Below are 20,026 nucleotides of genomic sequence, written 5' to 3'. Positions count from 1 at the left end.
CGTGAAACAGGTGCTGGTTCCATGGACAGTCTTCTCAAATCCCTTCGCCTTCCGGTTATCGGTGCTCCCATGTTCCTGGTTTCGGGGCCCGAGCTGGTTCTGGCCCAGTGCCGGGCCGGAATTCTGGGCACATTCCCGGCCCTGAACGCGCGCACCAGCGAGCAACTGGACGAGTGGCTCGACAGCCTTGTCGGGACGCTTCGCAGCGAGGGCCATGAGCCCGCGTTCGGCGTGAACCTCATCAACAACCGCAAGGCCAACGCCCGCCTTGATGCGGATCTGGCGGCCTGTGTCCGGCACAAGGTTCCGCTTGTGATCAGCAGCCTGGGGCTCCAGCCCGATGTGTTCGACGCGATCCACAGCTACGGCGGCAAGGTGATCCAGACCGTGATCAGCCGTCACCACGCGGAGAAGTCCATTGCCGCGGGGGTGGACGGCATCGTCCTGGTCTGTTCGGGAGCCGGCGGTCACTGCGGAACCCTCAACCCGCTCGCGTTTGTCGAGGAGGTCCGCTCGTTTTATTCCGGGTTCCTGGCTCTGTCCGGGTGCATTGTCTCCGGGCGCGGGATCCTGTCGGCCCTGGCGATGGGGGTGGACGCGGCCTACATCGGCACCCGCTTTATCGCCACGCACGAGTCCCGCGCCGCCGAGGCCTACCGGCAGATGATCGTGGACTGCGGGACCGCGGACGTCGTGAACACGGCCTTCTTCACCGGGGTGTCAGCCAACTTTCTGCGCCCCAGCATCGAGGCCCAGGGGCTGGACATTGCCGAGATTGCGAAGGCGACCCCGCCGGCCCTCAAGCGCATGGGGGCACCGGCCTCCGATGCCCCGGGGGCGGGCGCGGGGGCAGGGGCGAACGGGGGCGCCTCGGCCGCGGGCCCGGGAGGCGAGGCCGCCCCGCAGCCGTCCACCGCCGAGTATCGCTCCTGGCGTGATATCTGGGGCGCCGGTCAGGGGGTCGGAGGCATCGCCGCCGTGGAGACGGTGGCCGATGTGGTCGCCCGGCTGGAGCGCGAGTACCGGGACGCCCTGGATCGCCTGCCACGGTTCTAGAAGGACGTTCTTTCCCGGTGTTGGGGCGTCCTGCCGGGAGCGGGCCGCTCCGGGGCCGGACCGTCCGCTGGTCTCCGCTGGGAGCCGCCGCCGCTTCCGTCCCGGCGGTTCGGGGCAGGCCCACGCGACCGGCTCCGGGACATGATGTCGCCCGCTTTCGGGACACGACGCTGCCCCGAGATCCGGGAAAGGGTACTGCCTGGAGGACCGGGCCAGGATGCTGCCCGGAGGACCGGGCCTGGCGGGCGCCCCCGGGTGCCTGTCCCAATGTGTGGGGGGACACCGCTCGCGTGGGGTCTCACCGGTTGAGCCTTCATAAAAAAGAAAAAATCCGCAACAGGACAAAAACAGCACAAAACAGGGAGCAAACGGATGAGGGAAACCAGCCCGTCCATTTACGACATGGGGCTTGATAAGAACCCGGCCAACCATGTGCCGCTGACACCTCTGTCCCACATCGAGCGCACGGCGTTCGTCTTTCCGGACCAGCCGTCGGTGGTGCACGGAGGCCGCTCGTGGGTCTGGAGGGAGACGCTGCAGCGCTGCCGCCGCCTGGCGTCGGCCCTGAGAAAACTGGGGGTGGGCAAGAACGACACGGTGTCTGTGGTTCTGAACAATACCCCCGAGATGTACGAGTGCCACTTCGGGGTTCCCGGGGCGGGGGCCGTGCTCAACACCATCAACACGCGCCTGGACGCCCAGACCGTTGCCTTCATCCTCGAGCATGCCGAGGCCCGGGTGCTGATCACGGACCGGGAGTACGCCCCCGTGGTGTCCGAGGCCCTGAAGCTGCTTCACCGGCCGTCCCTGATTGTGATCGACGTGGACGATCCCGAGTACACCGGCCCCGGCGAGCGCCTGGGGCGGATGGACTACGAGGCCCTGCTGGCCACCGGCGATCCGTCCGAGCCCTTCACCCTGCCCGGGGACGAGTGGGACGCCATCTCCCTGTCCTACACCTCGGGGACCACGGGCAACCCCAAGGGGGTCGTCTACCACCACCGGGGGGCCTTCCTGGGGGCGCTGGGGCACAACGTCTCGTGGGGGATGCCGACCCACTCGGTGTATCTCTGGACCCTGCCCATGTTCCACTGCAACGGCTGGGTTTTCCCCTGGGTCATGGCGGCGAACGCGGGCCTGAACGTCTGCCTGCGCCAGATTGCCGCCGACGCCATCTGGGAGCGGATCCGCACCCACCGGGTCACCCACTACTGCGGCGCCCCCATTGTCCACAAGCTGATTGCCGAGGCGCCCGCCTCCCTGCGCGAGGGCGTGACCCACACGGTCAAGGCGCTGTGCGGAGGGGCCCCGCCGCCCCAGACCGTTCTGGAGGCCATGGAAAAGATCGGCTTCGACCTGATCCAGGGCTATGGCCTGACCGAGACCTACGGCGCGTCCATGATGAGCCCCAAGAAGCCGGGCTACGACGACCTGCCCATGGTGGACAAGGTGATGCTGGCCGGGCGGCAGGGGGTTCCCAGCCACGTGCTGGAGGACGCCGCCGTCCTCGATCCCCTGACCCTGGAGCCGTGCCCCCTGGACGGGGAAAGCATGGGCGAGGTCATGATGCGGGGCAATTTCGTCATGAAGGGGTACCTGAAGAACCCCCAGGCGACCCGGGACGCGTTCGAGGGGGGCTGGTTCCACAGCGGCGACCTGGCCGTGGCCATGCCCGACGGCTACGTGAAGATCCGGGACCGCTCGAAGGACATCATCATCTCGGGCGGCGAGAACATCTCGTCGATCGAGGTCGAGAATGCCATCTATGCCCATCCGGCCGTGAACATCGTGGCGGTGGTGGCCGCTCCGGACGAGAAATGGGGCGAGACCCCGGCCGCGTTCATCGAGCTGCGCCCGGGCATGGAGGCCACCGAGGAGGACATCATCCGCCACTGCCGGGACCACCTGGCGGGCTTCAAGATCCCGCGGCGGATCATCTTCGACGAGATCCCCCGGACGTCCACCGGGAAGATCCAGAAGTACATGCTGCGCGACCGGGTCGGGTCTCTCGCCTCGTTCGAGTAGGACACGCGCTGGCCCGGCGGCGGGGCGGGGCGCCCCGGTGCGGGCTCGGGAGGCCGGGGCGTGAGCCGGCCACTCCGGCTGCCGGGTGGGGCGGACGCTCTGCCTTGAGTTGGCGTGCCTCCGGTCTGTGGGGGCCCCTGTCTCCGGCTCCCCGGCCGTTGTCGTGGGCCGGTGTCCGCGTCTGTCTCCGGTCTCCCGGGCAGTGGTTCCGGTGCGGGTGCCGGGCGGGTGCGGGTGTGCATCCGGTCGGGTGATGTCCAGTGTCAGAAGCGTGCGTGCCAGGCGCTTCCGCGGCGGGGGTGTTGCCGATCGGATCATGCGCCCGGAGCTTCTCTGTCGGGCCCCGTTCCCCGGTGTCCCCGTTTGCCTATGGCTGCGGGGCGGGGCGCCCCGGTGCGGGTGCCTGGCGCTTGCGGGCCTCGCCTAGCGCTTGCCGGCGATGACGGAGCGCTTCCCCGCCAGGTTCGGAGCGGAGACAAGGCCCTCCTGCTCCATGCGGCGGATGATGGCGCTGGCGCGGGGCGCGCCGATTCTCAGCTGCTTTTGCAGCAGGAACTGGGAGACCCGGCCGCTGCGCACCACCACCTCCACCGCCCGGTCATAGAGCGGGTCGATCTGGGCCCGGATGACCGGCTGGCCCAGGGTCGGGGCCCTCGGATCCCGGGGCGGTGCCGGCGCGGGCACCGGGTCCATCTCGGCCTCGGCGGTCACATCCGGAATGTAGGACGGAGGCGCCTGGTCCCTCAGGAAGTCACACACCCGGCGGATCTCGTCGGCGGTGACATGGGGGGCGTGGATGCGCTCGGTCGGGACACCCGCATGGAAGAACAGCATTTCCCCCGGCGAGGGCAGGCGCTCGGCGCCGTTGGTGGTGACCATAAACCGCGAATCCAGCTTGTTCGCCGTGCGGAAGCAGCCCCGGTGGGTGAACAGGGCCTGGAGACGCGGGGTCAGGGTCCGGGCGTTGACCTGCCCGGTGGAGGCGATCACGTGAATGCCCAGGGCCCGGGAGACGGCGGCCAGACGCTCAAACGCGGTCTCCACCGTGTCCGGAGACTGGGCCATCATCTCGGCGATCTCGTCGATCACCACCACCAGGTAGCCCAGGGGGGTGGAATCGATGGTCTGGCTTTCAAAGATCGGGGCCCCGGTCTCGGAAAAGCCGGTCTGGATCTTGCGCCGCAGCGGGTTTCCGCTGGCGTGGGCCTCGCGGACTTTCAGGTTGTACTGCTCGATGGTGCGCACAGACAGGGTGTTCATCAGGGTGTAGCGGTGCTCCATCTCCCGCAGCAGCCACTTCAGGGCGTTCAGGCCCGCGGCGGTGTCGGTGATGACGGGGGTCACCAGATGCGGGATGCCGTCGAAGGCCGCAAGGGAGCGGCGCCCCGTGTCGATCACCAGGAACCGGGCGTCCCTGGGGGTCAGGCGGTAGACCAGGGAGAGCAGGACCGCCGCAAGAGCCGTGGTCTTGCCGGTGCCCTCGGTTCCGGCCACCAGGTAGAACGGCATGCGGGTGAGATCCTCCACCACCGGAGCCCCGCACACGTCCCGGCCCAGCACCAGGGGCACCATGCCCTCGTGACCCTGGAACGCTTTTCTGGAAAGAATGTCGTAAAGGCGGCACTCCTGGGGATCCGGGTTGGCCAGCTCGATGCCCAGCCAGGAGAAGCCCTCGTAGGAGGCCACCCGGGCGTGGGGAACGTCCATGCGGCGCGCGATGTCGTCGGCCAGACCCCGGACCCGGGACGGGTTGGTGCCCTCGGCGGGGGTGAACACATAGAACGTCACCACCGGGCCCCGGCGGGCATCGCTCACGGTGCCGCTCACGCCGAAGTCCGCCAGGGCCTGCCTCAGGCGCTCGCAGCTTTCGGCCAGAGCCTGTTTTGTCTCGGCCTCGGCGGGGGTGCCGGGTCCGGCAAACGGGGAGGCCCGCAGCAGGTTCAGGGAGGGCAGGGGTACCAGGGGCGCCCGGGCCGGTCGGGCCGAGTCCGCGACAATCAGGGTCACCGGGGGGTGGGTGTCCGGTGCCGGTCCGGAAAACGGCGACAGGCCGGGAGCCGGATCGGGCTCGGGGGCCTGCAGGAAGGGGGGCGGCTCCGGTGCGGGTCTGCGGGGCGTCACGGGAATGATCCGCGGGGGCGCCGGCGGCTCGGGAGCCGGATGGGCGGCCTCGGTCCCGGGGGGCAGGACCACCGGGGGAAGTTCGGGCCCGGTGAACACAGGCACCGCACGGCGTCGCGCGGCCGGGCGCCGGTCCGCCGGAGCCCGTGCGGCGGTCCGCTGGCGCCGCCGTTCCAGGGCGCCCAGCACCACCGCAAGTCCGCGCAGGAGCCCCAGGCTCCACAGAAGGGCCAGGGCGCCGGGCAGGGCGAGCAGGCACAGGACGAAGGGCACAAGCAAACCGGTGGCAAGGCCCGTCAGGGCGCCTCCCGTTCCCCCGGAGGAGAGGCTCTCGAACAGGCGTGCCAGAAGATCGTGGGCGAGGGCGCCGGTCCAGCCTCCCAGGCTGCTTCCCGCCCGCCAGCTCGAGGGCGCGGGGACCAGGTCGAAGGCGCCGCACAGGGACACCATGGCCACCACAAGGGCCACGATGCGCAGGGGCAGCAGCGAGATCCTCCGCCCCAGGAACATGCGCAGTCCCAGGGCTCCGAACCCCAGGACGGGGATCCAGGTGCCCAGCCCGAAGCCCTGAAGGCCCAGGTCCGCGACCAGGGCTCCGGTGCGGCCGAGGGCGTTGCGGATGGGGCCGTCACTGGCCGTGTTGAACGACGGGTCCGACGAGGCATAGGTGGCCAGCGCCACCGCCAGCAGCCCGGCGCCAAGCAAAAGCAGGCCCCCCAGGACCTGGACCGAGGCGGTCTTCAGTCCGGCTATGGCGGCTTTTGGCAGAAATGGCGTGCGCCCGGGCTTGTATGGCATCGACGGTCCTCACCCCTGCCGGTCAGGCGGGCTGGAGGGAGTTCAGGCGTTCCAGAGCCTCCCCCAGACGGTCCTCGGTGGCGACAAGGGCAATGCGCAGCCGCATCCGGTCCTCGGGGAGGCTGTCGGAGCCCACCATCATGTACTGGGCGGGCAGGACTTTCACCCCCTGTTCGGCCCACAGGCGCAGGGCGACGGCCTCGGAGGAGGGGCCCAGACCGGTGGCGTCGAACCAGAGGAAAAACCCGCCCTCCGGCCGACGGAAACCGGGCCGGTGCCCCAGGATTTTCTCGGCCAGGTCGAACTTGCGCCGGTACAGGGCGCGGTTTTCCTCCACGTGGGTTTCGTCGTTCCAGAGCGCCGCGCTGGCGGCCTGAACCGGGCGGGGCATTCCGGCGGCGCCGTAGGCCCGCATGCGGGCGAAGGCGGCCACCAGATCCGGGTCTCCCGCGATGAACCCGGAGCGCAGCCCGGCCGCGTTCGAGCGCTTGGACAGGGAGTTCAGCACCAGGACATTCTTCAGGGAGCCCCCAAGATCCCGGACGGCCTCCAGGACGCCGGCGGGGGCCTCCCGGTCATAGATTTCCGAGTAGCACTCGTCCGCGATCAGGATGGTGTCGGTCGCGCGGGCTTTCTCGACCAGGCGCCTCCAGCCCTCGCGGGAAACAAGCGTCCCCTGGGGGTTCGAGGGCGAACAGATGTACGCCATGCGCGCCTGTTCCCAGACCGTGTCCGGAAGGGACGGGAAGCCCCCGGTGGCGGCGGTGCGGCTCCAGGGAACCGGCCAGGGCGTGGCCCCGTTCAGGACCGCCGCGCCCAGGTAGGGCAGGTAGGCCGGGTCGGGCATGATCACAAGCGGGGCCCGGGCCGTGCCGCCTGTGCCGTCCGCTCCGCCGGTTCCTGCCAGGCCCGCGGGCAGAAGAAGCTGCCCCAGCGCAAACAGGGCCTCCCGGGTGCCGCTGGCGGGAAGGACGGCCGCCGGATCCACCATGCCCTCGGGCAGGTCGTAGCGCCGGGCCAGCCAGCCGCACACGGCCGCTTTCCATTCGGGTGTGCCCGCAACAGGGGGGTAGGCGCGCCAGCCGTCGGCGTTCCGGTCCAGCACCTCGGTCAGGAAGGCCGGGGGCGCATGCTGGGGCTCGCCCAGGGACAGGTCCACGGGCGGTTTCCCCGGAGGCGTGTCTCCCAGAAGGGTTCTCAGCCGGGCGAACGGGTAGTCGGGAAGCTGGGCCAGGGGATCAGGGATCATGGGGGGAGTGCTCGCAGGAATCACGCATGCCGGAAATGAAGTCGAACAGGCCGCTCTGGCGGGAGCGCCGCAGGCGTTCCGCCCGGAGGATGGCGCGCACGTCCGCGATGGCGGTTTCGATGTGCTCGTTCACGACGATGTAGTCATACTCGCCCCAGTGACTGATTTCGTCCAGGGCTTTGGACATGCGCCGGGCGACCACCTCGTCCGAGTCCTGGGCGCGGGTTTTCAGGCGCCGCTCCAGCTCGGCCAGGTCCGGCGGCAGGATGAAGATGCTCACCAGGTCATCCCGGGCGGCCTCCCGCAGCTGCTGGGTTCCCTGCCAGTCCACGTCGAAGAGCACGTCCCGGCCCCGGGCCAGGGCCTCCTCCACCGGCGCGCGGGGCGTGCCGTAGAAGTTGTCGAACACCCGGGCGTGCTCCAGGAAGCCGCCCTGCTCGCGCAGGGCCGTGTACTCGTCCACGCTCATGAACCGGTAGTGGGTGCCGTGGACCTCGCCGGGCCGGGGCGGGCGGGTTGTGGCGCTGACGGACATCTCGAGCCCGTGCTCGGTGTTCAGCAGGGCCCGGGAGATGGTGGATTTCCCCGCACCGGAGGGGGAGGACAGGACCAGCATCAGGCCCCGGCGGGCGATGGCCGGGCCGTGGCTGTGTTCGAGGCTGTGGCCGTGTCCGGCCGGGCTGGGGAGGGAGTGGGGAACGCTCATCAGGCGGAGACCTATTCGAGATTGAGAACCTGTTCGCGGAACTGGTTGATGGTGGCTTTCATGTCCATGCCGATCCGGGTCAGGGCCACGTCCTGGGACTTGGCGCACAGGGTGTTGGCCTCCCGGTTCAGTTCCTGGGACAGGAACTCGAGGCGTCGTCCGCAGGGCTCGCCGCTGTCCAGCAGCTCCCGGGCGCCCTCGATGTGGGAGCGCAGGCGGTCCAGCTCCTCGCGCACGTCGGCCTTCAGGGCCAGAAGGGCGAGTTCCTGGAACAGGCGTTCCTCCGAGATGCGGTGGGTGCCCGAGGCGGACAGAAGCTCCTCGATCTGGCGTTCCAGGCGGGCGCGCACGGCCTCCGGGCGCAGGGCCTCCCGGCTTGCGGCGTCGCGGGTCTGGTGTTCCAGGTCGTCCAGCAGGCCGCTCAGGACGGCCCCAAGGCGCTGGCCCTCGTCCTCCCGGGCCGCGAGAAACGCGCCGAGGGCCGCTTCGAGGGAGGCCATCTGGGCCTGCTCAAGCGCCTTCGCGGCCGTATCCGTGGCCAGCGTCTCGGTGACCGGCACCAGAACCCCCCGGACCGCAAGAAGGCCGTCCAGCCGGGGAGGCTCAACCCCCTCGGGCTCGAGGGTTCGGGCCATGTCCAGAAGCTGCCTCAGAAGGGGCTCGTTCAGGGTGTAGCCCGGGTCCTGGTCCCGGTAGTCCAGCGTCAGTGTGCCCGTCACCGTGCCCCGGGACACGCGGCTGCCGATCAGCCGGCGGGCCTGGATCTCCAGGGCCTCGGATCCCGGGGGAAGCCGCAGGCGGATGTCCAGTCCCTTGGAATTGATCCCCGCGAGTTCCCAGACCCAGCGTCGTCCGGCTCCGTCTCCCGGCATCCGGGCGAAGCCCGTCATGCTTGCGAGCGCCATTGGCTTCGCTCCCCTCATAGCAGGAATGAAACAGGGTTCCGTTATACAGGCCTGGCCTGGCCGGAAGCAACCGCATACAGGGCACTCAACCCGCCGTGCGCGCATCCGTGATGGACGGCGCGCGGGTGTGGTTTTTGCCTGCGGCCCGGGGCGGGGGACACCGGCTCCGGGGAGAGGGGCTCGGGAGGGGGCGGCGGGCTGTTCCGGTGGAGGGGCGGGGACGGGTTCCCCGGGGGGCGGAAGGCTGGAGCCGGGGGTGCTGTCTGTGAGGTGCGGGAGGTGCGGCGGGGGAGGCTGGCGCGGCAGTGGAGGCGTGTCGGGGGTGCGGCAGCCCGGTGCCGGGTTCCCCGGTGTCGGAAACTCCGGTGCCGGGCTCATCGGGCGCGGGGGCAGAGGTTCTCCAGAAACTGCCGGGCACTGTGCTCCCATGCATGATCGAGCGCAAAGCGGCGGCAGGCCTCCCGGTCAATCGTGAGGGCCTCGCGGATGGCGTCCGGAAGGGACTCCCGCAGCGCTGCCACCGGCGCCGGGCCCAGAACGTCCCGGGGGCCGGAGACCGGATAGGCCGCAACCGGCAGGCCGGCGGCCAGGGCCTCCAGAAGCACCAGGCCGAAGGTGTCGGTCCGGCTGGGAAACACGAACACATCCGCCGCGCAGTAATGGCGCACCAGATCCTCGCCGTGGCGGACTCCTGCGAAGTGGACGCCGGGATAGCGCCGCCTCAGCCCCTCCAGCGCGGGACCGTCCCCCACCACGATTTTGGTGCCGTCAACCGGGGCGTCCAGAAAGGCCTCGATGTTCTTTTCCACCGCCACGCGGCCCACGTACAGCATCCGGGGGCCGGGGCCGGGGGGCAGGTCCACGGGGCCGGGGCCGGGCAGGGGGCGGAAGAGGTCCGTGTCCACGCCGCGGGTCCAGAGATTGAGCGGGCTTTGGAACCCCCGGGCGCGCAGATCCCGGGCCAGGCTGGCGGTGGCCACCATGATCCCCCGGGAGGGCCGGTGGAACCACCGCAGGAGCCCGTAGCCCGCGGCCAGGGGCAGGCCGGTGCGGGCCTGGATGTACTCGGCAAACCGGGTGTGAAAGGCCGTGGTGAACGGCAGGTTCCGTTTCAGGCAGTAGCGCCGGGCGCTCAGGCCCAGGGGGCCCTCGGTGGCGATGTGGAGGGCGTCCGGATCGAAGGCATCCAGGAGGGCCGCGGTTTTCCGGCCGGGAAAGAGCGCCAGGGAAATCTGCGGGTACGTCGGGCACGGGACGCTGGGAAACAGTCCCGGCTCCACCACAAGAACCTCGTGCCCCGCCGCCTCCAGCAGGCGGGTGACGGTCGTCAGGGTGCGGACCACGCCGTTCACCTGTGGTGCCCAGGCGTCCGTAATCAGGGCAATGCGCATTGTGGCGGTCCTCTGGTGATCCTCTGGTGGTCCTTTGTGGGTCTTCAGTCCCGGGGGGCGGAAACAGCAGGAGGTGTATCATAACTCGCAAACGGATGCCCGTGTATCGGGCGCGTTTCTCGCCGGACGGGGCGGGGAGCGGGGTTCGGGCGGCGGGTCGCGGTGTGCGGCACTCCGGGGAGGGCCGGGGACTGCGGGGAGAGGGGCAGGGGGGAGAGGGGCAGGGGGGAGAGGGGCAGCGGGGCGGCTCGGGCGCGCCGGGGCATTCACGGATGGAAGAGGGGCGCGTTCGAGGTCAGGCTTTGTCCCCCGCCCGGGCGGAGACAGCCTCCGGCGGGCGCACGGGGCGGTTTGTGCGGGCGGGGCGCTGTTGGTGTTGCCCGGGCCCCCGCTCTCTCGGGTTGGAGGCACGATCCCCCGGGCTGCGCAGCCTCCCTGGATGGGCTCGGGGCCGTTTGCGCGGGCGGGGCGCCGTTCGTCCGGGGCGGGGCTGTCCGCTCCCGTTCCCCGTGTGCCTGTCCATTATTTTACTTGCGGCGTCATGGTCTTGCGGAGACTTTGGTGGAGTGCGTCCGGCTCCGGCCCGGGGCGGTCGCATGCTTGTCTCGCGCCCTGCCGGAGGATGGCTGTCTGATGGAGTGTTGTTCCGATGCCCGCGATCCGGGTGCCTGTGCCGGGGCTTCCGGTTCGCCCCGGCGGCTGCTTGTGATTGCCAATCCGACTGCGGGAACGGCGCGCAAGGCCATTCTCAGGCGTGTGCTGGACGATGTTCGGGCCCTGGGGGCGACGGCGGACGTGCGCTACACCGAATGCGCGGGTGACGGGGTCCGTCTGGCCGGGGCGGCCGCCCGGGAAGGGCGCTACGACGTGATCGTGGCGGCCGGAGGGGATGGAACCGTCAACGAGGTGGCCAACGGACTGGCCCGAGCCGGATGTCCCGGGGTGGCGCTGGGGATTTTGCCGCTGGGCACGGCCAACGTTCTGGCGATCGAGGCCGGAATCCCGCGGGATCCGGCCGGGGCGGCCCGGATTCTCGTTCAGGGCGTCGAACGGCCCCTTTATCTGGGTGTGGCCCGGTGTGCGCCGCCGGATTCCGCCGGCCACTCCGGCGAGGCCCGGCGGTTTGTCATGATGGCCGGGGTCGGCTTCGATGCCCACGTGGTGGGCACCGTCAGCCCGTCCCTCAAGCGGGTGGGCGGCAAGCTGGCCTATGTCTGGAGCGCCCTGCGCGGGGCCTTCACCTATGGCTTCCCCCTGTGCTCCCTCGAGATCGAGACCCCGCAGGGCGACTGGCAGCGCTTCCGGGCGGCCTCGGCGGTGTTCTGCAAGGGGCGTCATTACGGGGGCGCGTTTGTTGTGGCTCCCGGCGCCGACCTCTCCCGTCCCGAGCTCGAGGTTCTGATTCTGGAGCGCCCCGGCCCCCTGAACTGCCTGCGCTATGCCTGGGGTCTCGCGCTGGGGCGCCTGGACCGCTTCCCCGACGTCCGGATCGTGTCCGCCCGGAGTGTCCGGCTGCACGGCCTGGAGCGCGAAGGCGCCCAGATCGACGGGGACGCCTGCCCCGGGGCCCTGTCCGGTGTGTCGGTGGACCCGGTTCCTCTCAGGCTTGTGGTGCCTGCGGCGGGCGGGTCTCGAACCGGCTGAAAAATGTGGCATTTTTTATCACCGTCCGTGATTAAAATATGTCGGAATTGCGTTTAGGGTTTGAGGAATATTTTTCGCCTTCTATAATCCTGTCTTTCCTCCGGCGCTGAAAACAGGATAGAGGGCACGCCATGAAATCCTTGTTTACCCCGTATAATCTTGCCGGGCGACGCCTGGCCAATCACATTGCCATGGCTCCCATGACCCGGTCGCGGACGCCTGACACGATCCCCCACGAGGACACGGCCCTTTACTATGCGCAGCGCGCGGGGGCCGGACTGATCGTCTCCGAGTGTATTGCCGTGTCGCCGGAGGCCATGAGCTCGATCGCCACGCCCGGTCTTTGGACCCAGGACCAGATCCGCGGCTGGAAAAAGGTCACGGACGCCGTCCACAAGGAGGACGGGGTCATTTTCGCGCAGATCTGGCACGCGGGCCGCGCCTCCCACTCGGACATCCAGCCCGGAAAGGCCGCGCCGGTCAGCTCCACCGACAAGACCCTGAAGGACGACCTGTTCCGGGTTGTCACGGGCCTGGAGAACGGACAGCCGAAGATTGTGTCCCCCTCCCAGCCCCGGGGCCTGAAGACCGAGGAGATGCCCCGCATCTCCCGCGAGTTCGCCCAGGCGGCGGAGAACGCCATCCGGGCCGGTTTCGACGGTGTCGAGATCCACGGGGCCAACGGCTACCTGTTCGAGCAGTTCCTGAACCCGAACATCAACGACCGCAGCGACTGCTACGGCGGCTCGGTTGAGAACCGCGTCCGGTTCCTGGTGGAGACGCTCCAGGCGGTTGCGGACCGGGTGGGCCCGTCCCGTGTGGGCGTGCGCCTGTCGCCGTTCAGCACGCGGCTCGACAACCCGCATTACGAGTCCATTGCCGAGACCTATATTCTTCTGGGCCGGGCGCTGTCGCGCATGGGTCTCGCCTATGTGCACTTCAACAGCGAGATGCTGCCCTCGGGCGAGCGGGCGATCCCGGAGTCCTTCCTGCGCCTGTTCCGGGCGGCGTTCTCGGGCACCATCATCCTCGCGGGCAGCCTGGACCGCGCCGAGGCCGAGCGCCTGATGAGCCAGGGCGGCGGTTTTGTCGGCGGTCTGATTGACATCGCCTCGTTCGGGCGTCCGTTCATTGCCAACCCGGATCTTGTGGAGCGCCTGCGCAACGGCTGGCCGCTGGCCATCGCCGATCCCGCCGTGTTCTTTGGCGGGGGCTCGAAGGGCTACACGGACTTCAAGCCGTATGAGGTTCCCGTCGATCCCGCTAAGGCCGAGGGGCCCGCGACCGCTCTGGGCCGCCGCGCCGAGCAGCTTCGCCGCGCGGCACACCGGGTGGAGGAGCGCCGCCGCAGGGAGGCCCGTGCGGCCTCGGCGGCTCCGTCCGCGCCCGCAGCGCCCCCCGCCCTGACGGCCCGCCCGACCCCGGAGGCCCTTCCGGCTCCGAAACCCGCGGTTGCGAAAAAGCCCGAGCCCGTGAAGGTTGCCGCGGTGAAGGCCCCGGAGCCCCCGAAGGCGGTGCCGGCGAAGCCCGAGCCCGTGAAGGTTGCCGCGGTGAAGGCCCCGGAGCCCCCGAAGGCGGCGCCGGTGAAGCCGGAGCCCGTGAAGCCTGCCGCGGTGAAGGCCCCGGAGCCCCCGAAGGCGGTGCCGGCGAAGCCCGAGCCGGTGAAGGCCGAGGTGAAGGCCCCGGAGCCCCCGAAGGCGGTGCCGGCGAAGCCCGAACCTGTGAAGCCTGCCGAGGTGAAGGCCCCGGAGCCCCCGAAGGCAGTGCCGGTGAAGCCCGAGCCCGTGAAGGCCGAGGTGAAGGCCGCTGTGGCGACTCCGGAACCTCAGAAAGTGGAGTCGGTGAAGCCGGACCCCCAAAATGTTGATTCGAAGCCCGTCGAGGCTCCGAAACCGGCGGTTGCGCCTTCCCAGCCTCCCAAAGCTCCGGACCCGGTTGTCCTGAAACCGGCGGTTTCACCGCGTCTGGTGCCGGAATCGGTGCGCCCGGCGTCCCGGGAGGTTCCTTTTGTGGCGGGAATGGTGCCGCCGGCGGGGATGCCCGCCGCTCCGGCTCCGCGTGTTCCGGTGGCTCCCGCAGCCCCGGCCGCGCCGAAATCCGGGAAATCGGGTAAGGCCGCCAAGGGCGGAAAGTCGGGCCGAAAGAAGTGAAAGGGCTCTGTCTCGCTCACGGCGAGTGAGACCGGGCCGGGTCCGGCCCAGGGACTTTAAGCCAAGTTTATGGTTGTTTTACAACGGGCTTGGCACGCTATGCAGGTGAAGGGGGGTGGGGCCAGATCGGCGCTATCCCCCTTTTTTTCGTCCCTGGATTGTACACAACGATTTATGGTGTTTGTTGCCTTTTTGCAACAAGGCTAAAAAAAAGTCACCTGACGGCCATGGAGCCTTTGAGTGGGGGGGCATTTTGCTGTACTTCAAAGGAAGGGCAGCGAAGGAAATTTTTCGCGTCGCTCATAGACCGTTCGGGGTTAATCACCGAACAACTAGGAAAGAGGGTTGAAAATATGAAGGTTTCGATCAGGAGAAGCGGAGTTGTCGTTTCGGCGCTCGCACTCGCCCTGGCCGTCCCGGCGCTCTCGGCAGGTAATGCCTGGGCTGCTGCTCAGGACGCTGTGGTGACGGGTGCGGACGGCGGAGCTCCCGCGGTTGACCCGACACTGGGTGACACCACGTACACTCAACAAGACAAAGTGACCAAGGACGGCGCGAACGTGTCCGTCAAGGACGACACGATTGCCGACGGCAAGAAGCTCACGATTAAGGGTGGTGCTGGGACTGCCACTGGCGCGGGCGGTAACGCCAGCTGGAGCGGCTCCTTTATTGGCGGTAACGCTGACACCCAGGGGGCTTCCGACATCTCGCTGACGTCGGGCAGTGGCCTTGTCGGTGGCGCGACCGCCGGCGCGGTCGGCGGTAGCGTGACGGTGAACTTCACCAACGGTGTGACGCTCGCGGCGAGCAAGAAGCTTGAGCTTCTTGCCGGTGATGCGGTCAACGGCGCTGCTGCCAACGGCGGTGATTCCGGCAGCGTGACGCTCGTGATCAACGGCGGCCTTTCTCAGGCTGCTGACGCAACCGGCGCTACTGAAGCGGCGCTCGTGATCAATGCGACCGGCAAGGCGGCTGGTCAGGCTGCCTCCACGGGCAACGGCGGTAACGTGGGGAACGTCTCCCTGACGGTCCTCGACGACTCGAAAATCGGTTCCTTCACTGTTAACGGTGTTTCTGGTGGCGTGGTTGCCGCGGCTGCTTCCGGAAATGGTGGAAATGGTGGTGTTATCACCACCAAGTTCGAGAAGGCTGCCGCGTTTGACTCCGCGCTGGCTATCAAAGGCGGAAACGGTGCCGACTCGAGCGGGTCGGGCACGGGTGGTGCCGGTTCGGCCATCTCCCAGAGCTATGGCTCGCTCACCGTTGGTCTCGACACCAAGAAGGGCGATCTCACTGTCACCACCGGTAAGGGTGGCGATGCGAAGAGCACCGGCCAGGGTGGCGCGGGTTCTGTTGTTGCCCTTGAGGTTGCCAAGGACGCTGTCGTGATTGGTGATCTGAAGGTGACCGGTGCCGCTGGTGGCAAGGGTTCCGATGTCGCCAATGGCGGCACGGGCGGTGCCGGCGGTTCGACCAGCATCACTGTTGGCGGCAATCTGACCGTCCGCGCAGACAAGGCTGGGACTCCCGCAGGCGGCGATCTGACCGTTGGCGGTAACAACGGCGGTGACAGCGGAACCATCGGTAACGGTGGTGCTGGCGGTGCTTTTGCCCTGACGGTTGCCGGTGCGACCACCATCACGGGCAACGCCAGCTTCACGGGTGGTACGGGCGGAGACGCCGTCAAGGGCAGCAATGCTACGGCGACGGGTGGTGCTGCCGGTGACGTCACCAACACCTATGGCACGTCCTTCAAGGACAAGATCACGACTGTCGTGATGAACGCGGGTACCGCTTATGGGGTGACCGCGGGCAACGGTGGTGCTGCGGGCACGGCGGTCGCGACGGACGCTCTTGCTTCCGGCAAGGCTGGTCGCGGTGCCAATGTCACCGAGACCTACGTCGGTGCGGCCAACTACGCTGGTACCCTCGACATCACGGGCGGCACCGGTGGTGACGCCAACCTCCGTACTACTGAGACGGCGGAAGCGGGTGTCGGTGGCAACATCGCGGTTGCTTACGGCTCTGACGCGAAGGCGACTGGCAAGATCACCATCGCCGGTGGCGCTGGCGGTAAAGTGGTTGGCGCCGGTAAGGCCGGCGACTCCGGTACTGTTCAGGTGTCTGTCGCTCGCGACCTGCTCGGTGACGCCGCGCTGAAGCTCGGCGCTGCAAACGGTGGTTCTGCTACCGATGGGACCGCTACGGGCAAGGCTGGTAACGGCCAGGCGACGACTGTTACTGTCGCTCGCGACCTGATCGTCTCGGGTGCTCACACGGCTTCGGCAGGAAGCGCTGGCAACTCCGGTGATCTGGCAGTTGCTGGTAATTCTCGCCCCGGTAACACCGCTTCGGCCGGTAACGGTGGCGACCTCACGGTTTCCGTGAAGCGCGTTTATGGTTCGACCGACGCTGTTACGTACTCCGGCGGTCAGGGCGGTAACGCGGGCGCCAAGGTTGCCGGTGCCAACGCTGGCAAGGCGAATGTCACGGTCGGCGTCTTTGACGTCGCGAAGGGCGGCTCCTTTGCCGGTGGTAACGCGGGCAGCGCAACGGCTGGTTTCGCGGGCGGTAACGCTGGTGACGTGAATGCGACCGTTACGGGGCGCGCTGCGTTCTTCGGTGAGGGTCTTTCGGTGGCTGCGGGCAAGCAGTACAACGCCGAGGACGCCACCAAGGCGAAGAACGGTGCGGCCGGTAACGCGACCTTCACCGCCAACGAGGGCTACATCTACTCGGTCGGTGCCTTTGGCATCACCGGTGGTGACGGCGCCGAGAAGGCGAACACGGATGCCGGTGCAGCCCGGGTGAGCGCGAAGTCGCTGACTCTGGGAAGCGTTACGGACGGTAAGATCCAGGGTACGGCCTCCGCCTACAACACGGACGGCAAGGTTGCCACCCACGCTGGCTCGGCCACGCTGAACGTGGGCATCCTGCGTACGAACGACGGTGCGGGTTCGAAGCTGACCATCGATCGTCAGAACGGCACGGTTTCGGTCACCGCCGACAACGTTGTCGCGGTGGACGAGGATCTGTCGCTGGTGCTGAACGAGCGTCCGATTGGTGCCAACAAGATCAACCCGGGTTCTTACCAGGTGTCCTTCACCAACCTGGGTATGAGTGGCGCCTCCAATCTGGCGATCGCCTCCGCGAACGAGACCGTCGCTTACACGTGGGTTGCCGGCGGCCACCTGTACGCTGCCAACGCCCACAACGGTACCGACAACGCAGCCAACACGCTGACCGTGACCCGCAAGGATGACAAGTCGGCCAATATCGTTGCGGTTCAGCAGTCGGCAGCCGGTCGTACGGCCGCTTTCGACGTGGCCAACCTTGACCGCGTTGAGGCCAAGGGTGCTGTCCCCCAGATCCTGGCGGTGAACGCCACTTCGGCTGACGCCTTCGGTCTGGCGATCAACGACACCACGAAGGTCAACATCCTGGGCGCGGACAACCTGCGTCTTGGCCAGACCGTGTACCTGGTGAACACCGCTGCCGGTTCGACCTTCACGGGTCACAACGGCGCCGGCACCATCGGGGATACCTATGGCAACGTTGCGGACGCGACCTACTCGCTGGGTATCGTGACCGCCGCGGACAAGAAGGACTACCTGCAGGCGACGATCACCAGCTTCGAGATCCGCAAGGACTGGGTCATTGACAACAGCCGTGACCTTGAGACCGCTGACGTTGCCGACGGTAGCGACGTTCGTCGTCTGTCCCTGCCGGGTACCCTGAAGATCGTCGACAACCGCTACGCGGGCCCGAACAACCTTGGCATCCTGGTTGATGACAACAAGGGTACTCGCGGTCGTGCGGACCTGTGGGCCGACAAGATCCACGTTGCGACCACGAACACCGTGTCCCGCGACTGGATCGAGAACGGCAACCAGATCACCTCGACCACGCTGCACTTCGGGAACGCGGTTGCGGGCAACCTCAAGGACCGTTCGGTTCGTGGTGTGGCCTTCAACACCCTGGCGCTCGGCTCCGGTTCGGCGACGAACCTGCGGGGTGACATGGCGGGTGCTGACGGTGTTGGCAACTACGCCTTCGGTGGCCGTCTGGAAGTTGGCGACAAGTTCCGCGACTACCACACCTCGGCTCGCCTGACGAACGACGCGTCTGTTGCCGCGGCGGCTCTGACGGTGAACCAGGCTCAGTTCCACCTGTCGAACGACCTCCCGGGTCGTATCGCCGAGGCGGACGCGTGGCAGGCCAAGTTTGACGGCCAGCGTCTTGCCAACGGCACCGACGGTGTGAAGAACAAGCTCGTGACCGAGACCGGTGCCAACGGCATCGTGGCTCTTGAGGTTGTCGGTGGCACGGCTCCGATCGTTCACTTCGATCGCGACTGGACTGTCGACCTGACCCAGCGTCTGGACTCCACCGACGAGATGGAGACCCTTCGCAAGAAGCAGGCTTACGCTCCGTCGGGCATCAACCCGCGTCTGACGCTGGTTGACCGGATCCAGGGTGATGTGTCCACGATCCGCGGCAAGACCTTCGCCGAGGACCGGACCGCCACCATCGAGGCGCGTTCCTGGGCTCAGAAGGGCTTCATCGAGGGCGTGTACGCGGTCGGTTACGGCAACAACGACGCCACCGACAAGATCCGCGACTGGGGTACCAACGACTCGGTTATCGCTGAGTTCCGCGGTATCGCTGCTGACCTCGGCAAGTCCGCGCTGCAGGCCCGCACGGCGTCCGAAACCCTGCTGAACCAGGGTCAGGATCTGCTGGTCGACGCGTTCGACACCGCGCTTCCGCTCGGCGCCTACAACCCGGCCAAGGGCATCCAGCCCGTCGCCATGGTTGCGGTCGGTGGTGGCCACCGTGAGGTGGATACCGGTTCGAACGTCTCCGGTACGGGCTTCAGCCTGGCGGCCGGTCCGGGTCTCTCCGTCGACCACGAGTACGGTCGCACGACGGTGGGTGTCCTGTTCGAAGCCGGTTGGGGTGACTACGACCTGAACAACGCGTTCGCCTGGCGCGGTGCGTTCAATGCGAAGGCCGACTCCAGCTACTACGGCGGTGCGGTGGTTGTCCGTCACGACAGCTTCTGCAACGGCATCTACGCCGACGCCTCGGTCCGCGCTGGTTACGTTGACTCGGAGTACAAGGGTCACCAGTCCGCGACCAACTTCGACACCGACGCCACGTACGTCGGCGGTCACGTTGGCCTCGGCATGCTGGTTGACACGTGGCAGGACGGCCAGGCCGACCTCTACGCGAAGGGCCTGTTCACCCACATGGGTTCGGACACCGTGCACAACACGGCTGGGGAAGAGCTGAGCTTTGACGGCTCGACCTCCATCCGCTCGCGCCTCGGTGCCCGCCTGTCGCACAACTTCATGCCCACCCTGAAGGGCTATGTCGGTGCGGCGTGGGAGTACGAGTTCGACGGCAAGCAGCAGGGTTCCGCTCGTAAGATCGGCTCCCAGAACGTCGCGCACATCCCGGCCATCGACGTCAAGGGCCACACCGGTATCGGTGAGGTCGGCGTCCAGTGGACCGCGATGGAGAACCTGTCGGTCGGTGCCGGCTTCCAGGGCTCCGTCGGCCAGCGTGACAGCTACGGCGGTACCGCTCGCGTGATGTACAAGTGGTAAGACCCCGGATCTTCGGATCCATCGGGTAGACACCAGGATCTTCGGATCTGAATGGGCGGCTCCTTCGGGAGCCGCCTTTTTTTTGTCCGGTCCTGCTGCCGGAGCGTCACCGCGCTTGTTCCGGGATGGTGTCGCTGCGTCGCCGCCTGTGAATTTAAATCTGAGGTAATAGAAAAACCAATAAGTTGCGTGCTTCCAGTGGGAATCTTCACATGTGTGATGTGTACTAATGCCGCTTTAGGGTAGCGATGTGGACAAATCTCATTTTTAAGGCTGTAAAATTCTGTGTCTTCGGGAGTTTTTATTGTATTTTCCACTGCAAGGTTGTTGTGTCCGCCCTGTTCTCGGGAGTGCCCTTTTGAGGAGTGG

Annotated in this window: 11 protein-coding genes; 5 read left to right on the top strand and 6 right to left on the bottom strand. The window is 67.8% G+C overall.

Annotated features, from left to right (window positions below; genetic code table 11):
• Positions 1–21: 21 nt before the first annotated feature.
• Positions 22–1,056 (top strand): NAD(P)H-dependent flavin oxidoreductase, encoded by a 1,035-nt coding sequence (locus IHV25_RS01090; protein ID WP_192533120.1) that lies wholly within the window; start codon positions 22–24, stop codon positions 1,054–1,056.
• A gap of 372 nt (positions 1,057–1,428) precedes the next feature.
• The gene (locus tag IHV25_RS01085; protein ID WP_192533119.1) at positions 1,429–3,081 is read left to right on the top strand and encodes an acyl-CoA synthetase; all 1,653 of its coding nucleotides are present in this window, start codon (positions 1,429–1,431) and stop codon (positions 3,079–3,081) included.
• A 423-nt stretch (positions 3,082–3,504) separates the two neighbouring features.
• On the opposite strand, the gene IHV25_RS01080 is transcribed toward IHV25_RS01085, so the two are convergent.
• The 5 genes from IHV25_RS01080 to IHV25_RS01060 form a co-directional block, all read right to left on the bottom strand.
• The gene (locus IHV25_RS01080; protein ID WP_192533118.1) at positions 3,505–6,000 is read right to left on the bottom strand and encodes a DNA translocase FtsK; all 2,496 of its coding nucleotides are present in this window, start codon (positions 5,998–6,000) and stop codon (positions 3,505–3,507) included.
• A gap of 22 nt (positions 6,001–6,022) precedes the next feature.
• Entirely contained in the window at positions 6,023–7,249 is a 1,227-nt protein-coding gene (locus tag IHV25_RS01075; protein ID WP_192533117.1) for an aminotransferase class I/II-fold pyridoxal phosphate-dependent enzyme, read from the bottom strand.
• A complete protein-coding gene (gmk, locus tag IHV25_RS01070) occupies positions 7,239–7,955 on the bottom strand; it encodes a guanylate kinase (protein WP_192533116.1) in 717 nt (238 codons plus the stop codon). Before gmk ends, IHV25_RS01075 begins: the two co-directional genes overlap by 11 nt.
• A gap of 11 nt (positions 7,956–7,966) precedes the next feature.
• Positions 7,967–8,860, bottom strand: coding sequence for a YicC/YloC family endoribonuclease (locus tag IHV25_RS01065; RefSeq protein ID WP_192533115.1), 894 nt, complete (start codon positions 8,858–8,860; stop codon positions 7,967–7,969).
• A 374-nt stretch (positions 8,861–9,234) separates the two neighbouring features.
• Positions 9,235–10,251: a glycosyltransferase family 4 protein gene (locus tag IHV25_RS01060; protein ID WP_192533114.1), complete on the bottom strand. Its 1,017-nt coding sequence runs from the start codon at positions 10,249–10,251 to the stop codon at positions 9,235–9,237.
• A gap of 633 nt (positions 10,252–10,884) precedes the next feature.
• Here IHV25_RS01060 and IHV25_RS01055 point away from each other — a divergent pair.
• Together IHV25_RS01055 and IHV25_RS10285 are read left to right on the top strand one after the other, a co-directional pair.
• The gene (locus tag IHV25_RS01055) at positions 10,885–11,895 is read left to right on the top strand and encodes a diacylglycerol/lipid kinase family protein (RefSeq protein ID WP_192533113.1); all 1,011 of its coding nucleotides are present in this window, start codon (positions 10,885–10,887) and stop codon (positions 11,893–11,895) included.
• A gap of 131 nt (positions 11,896–12,026) precedes the next feature.
• Positions 12,027–14,045 (top strand): oxidoreductase, encoded by a 2,019-nt coding sequence (locus IHV25_RS10285; RefSeq protein WP_197974903.1) that lies wholly within the window; start codon positions 12,027–12,029, stop codon positions 14,043–14,045.
• 332 nt (positions 14,046–14,377) lie between these two features.
• Here the strand turns inward: IHV25_RS10285 and IHV25_RS01045 are convergent, their stop codons facing one another.
• Positions 14,378–16,321: a hypothetical protein gene (locus IHV25_RS01045; RefSeq protein ID WP_192533112.1), complete on the bottom strand. Its 1,944-nt coding sequence runs from the start codon at positions 16,319–16,321 to the stop codon at positions 14,378–14,380.
• A gap of 108 nt (positions 16,322–16,429) precedes the next feature.
• Between IHV25_RS01045 and IHV25_RS01040 the strand changes: the two genes are divergently transcribed.
• A complete protein-coding gene (locus tag IHV25_RS01040; protein ID WP_192533111.1) occupies positions 16,430–19,657 on the top strand; it encodes a hypothetical protein in 3,228 nt (1,075 codons plus the stop codon).
• The last annotated feature ends 369 nt before the right edge of the window (positions 19,658–20,026 follow it).

It is taken from the genome of Phaeovibrio sulfidiphilus, assembly GCF_014861485.1.
GTDB lineage: Bacteria > Pseudomonadota > Alphaproteobacteria > Rhodospirillales > Rhodospirillaceae > Phaeovibrio > Phaeovibrio sulfidiphilus.
This window is presented reverse-complemented; position numbering and strand designations above follow the sequence as displayed.